The following is a 2,642-nucleotide window of genomic DNA, read 5'->3' on the forward strand; positions in this document are numbered from 1 at the left end:
GTCTCCGGCAACGATATCTCTATTAAGAAAAATATCTCGCTAAATGAACAATGTTCGCCGGATATGGGTTGTGAGATGTCCATGTTCGAGAGCGGCTGGGGTGGTGTTTGTGAACCAAGCCTATGAAATTGCGTTGTAATACACGTTCATAAAAGTAGATGTAAAGCTGAACAAAGACTGTCATCCGAGTTCAGCGCCACCTCACTGCGAATCACATAGAAGGGGCTCAACCGAGGCAATCCCGCCACGGTACTTCTGAGGAGAGCCTCACATGATCACGAACCTCAAGTCCATTGCGAAGGGTGGGATCGCAACGGCTGCCGTGGGCGCCATGGCGCTAGCGGGAGCTACCCCGGCCCAGGCCCGCGATCGCGACCATGACGGTATTTCCGTTGGTGACGTTATTGCCGGAGCAGTCGTCATCGGCGGCATCGCCGCGATTGCCAGCGCCGCCAGCAAGGATCGCGACTACTATCGCGACGGACGCTATTACCGTGACGGTCGCTATTATCGTGACGGCAGCGATTACCGCTATAACGCCTACGCGCACCGCGGAAATCCGCGCCGTGCTGTGGAACGCTGCGTCAATGCCGCACGCCAGGATGCAAGGCGTTATGGCTATCGCTACGCTCAGGTAACCGACATCCGTGACGTGGATGACACGCGCTATGGCTGGAGGGTCAAGGGCAGGATGGTCGTAGACGGCAATTATGGCGGTGGTCGCTATGACCGTTGGGGCCATCGTGACCGGCATGATCGTTATGACCGCTGGAACGACCGCGATAGCGGCAGCTTCACCTGCTATATCGAGCGTGGTCGTGTCACCGATGTCGACTTCAAGGGCATTCGCGGCCTGCGCTAGGCGCGGTCTGCTCCAAGTGCCATAATCGGGCGGTTCAGGCTCCATGCAGTCTGAACCGCCTAGTTTCGCCCTAGTGTATTGCCATGCGGACCTGGTGGGGGTGCGCTTCGAAGGGTTTCGGGATCATGCCGACCAAGTTCTCACTCACTGCCATTCCGGCGCTTGCTGCCGCGCTGTCGCTTTCCGCTTCGCCGGTGCTTGCTGCGGACCTTCCCGTGCCGTCCGGTCGTTTGGCCATGAACACCGCTCCCGCCTGGGTTCCCGGAGACGACACTGCACACAATCACCGCTGGTATCGCTACCGGCGCCATCGCGGAGTCGATGCCGGTGATGTCCTTGCCGGCATACTGATCATCGGTGGTATTGCCGCAGTCGCGAGTGCAGCATCCAATGCAGACCGGCGCTCGCGCGACGACCGCTATCGCTATCCTGAGGCTCGCCGCGACAACTCGCGTTACAATGACAGCGACGCCCGCGGAATTGATCGGGCCGTCTCGATCTGCGCCGGAGAGATCGAACGCAATGTTCGCATCGACAGCATCGAATCGGTCAATCGCACGGGGCAGGGCTGGCAAGTCAGCGGTTCGTTGTACAACGGCGAGGGCTTCAACTGTTCAATCGGCAACAATGGCCGGATCGAAGCGATCAGTTACGGTCGCGGTGCGGATGCGCCCTATCGCGAAGGCGAAGCGGGGCAGGGCGGCTACAGCTACGACCAGCAGGAAGATGCGCAGTACGACGACGACACCTATGCGCAGGCACGCGCAAGGATCGACGGGCAAGACGACGCACAGCCAGCCTATCCCGGCGGCCCTCTTCCGGGCGAAGAGCCGATCGACGGCGACCTGAGCCGGACCTAATCCCGCTCGTAGGCGGGGAGGGCGAGCTTCCACTTGATTGCTGCAAGCCGCAGGCCGAATCCTGCGCCTGTTGCCGCGACCCAGACCCATACGCGGGGAAGCCCGCTGACGTCTCCGATCACAGTGACGGCAGCAGCCAGGGCTGCGGCGGTCACGTAGAGTTCGGGTTTCATCAGGATCGACGGACGCCCGGCAATTACGTCGCGAATGATCCCGCCCGCACAGCCCGTGATGATCCCCATCAGGCCTGCCGGAACTGGTGGCAGGCCGTATTCCAGCGCCTTGGCGGTGCCCAGCACTGCATAGGCGGCCAAGCCCAAGCCGTCGGCGACCTGCAGCACGCTGCCGTCCCACCAGCGTGTGGGGGTGAACCAGGCGAATAGCGCCATGCCGAGGCAGATCGCCGCCACCCAGGCGTCGTGGATCCAGAACACTGGCGCACCGATCAGCAGGTCGCGGATCGTGCCCCCGCCGACCCCGGTGACGAGTGCGAAGAACGACAAGGTCACCAAGGTCTGTTTCTGCCGCGCGGCGACCAAGGCGCCCGTCATGGCGAAGATTGCCACACCCGCAAGGTCGAGCCAGTCGAGCAAGGGGGTGAGCACTTCGGGGTTCATTTGGGCACTTTAACCCGTGCCTTGCGCCGGCGGAACATCAGGATGCAGCCGAGCAGCGCGCCGAACATCGAGAGTGCGGCAAAGGTTATCAGGATGGGATGATGCGTGTCCTCGCGTGTCTGGAGGTCCATGATGTGGAGCCCCCACATGAAGTCATAGAAACGCCACCAGCGGGTCCGCACGGCTTCGACCCGCCCGCTTTCGATCCCGACATAGACATTGGTGCCGTCCACCAGCGCAACCTGCCAGACCGGCATTTCGCGTCGGAAGTCGAAGGGCACGGCATCGGCGGCGAATTTCCGG

General features: G+C 61.8%; 3 protein-coding genes and 1 pseudogene. 2 read left to right on the forward strand and 2 right to left on the reverse strand.

All coding sequences use genetic code 11. The features are described 5' to 3' along the window. Positions 1 to 271 precede the first annotated feature (271 nt). Positions 272 to 862, forward strand: coding sequence for a hypothetical protein (locus tag AAFM29_RS10510; RefSeq protein ID WP_341712758.1), 591 nt, complete (start codon positions 272 to 274; stop codon positions 860 to 862). Positions 863 to 987: 125 nt separating this feature from the next. Continuing rightward, positions 988 to 1,722, forward strand: a complete 735-nt coding sequence (locus tag AAFM29_RS10515; RefSeq protein WP_341712759.1) for a hypothetical protein — start codon at positions 988 to 990, stop codon at positions 1,720 to 1,722. Here AAFM29_RS10515 and AAFM29_RS10520 read toward each other — a convergent pair. Both AAFM29_RS10520 and AAFM29_RS10525 read right to left on the reverse strand, forming a co-directional pair. Next, the gene (locus AAFM29_RS10520) at positions 1,719 to 2,339 is read right to left on the reverse strand and encodes a trimeric intracellular cation channel family protein (protein WP_341712760.1); all 621 of its coding nucleotides are present in this window, start codon (positions 2,337 to 2,339) and stop codon (positions 1,719 to 1,721) included. The two genes, AAFM29_RS10515 and AAFM29_RS10520, sit on opposite strands and share 4 nt — an antisense overlap. Beyond that, positions 2,336 to 2,642 (reverse strand): annotated as a pseudogene (locus AAFM29_RS10525) (hypothetical protein); the annotation flags it as partial. The pseudogene AAFM29_RS10525 and the gene AAFM29_RS10520, both read right to left, overlap by 4 nt.

Origin of the sequence: Erythrobacter sp. (assembly GCF_038133525.1) — a bacterium.
Taxonomy (GTDB): domain Bacteria; phylum Pseudomonadota; class Alphaproteobacteria; order Sphingomonadales; family Sphingomonadaceae; genus Qipengyuania.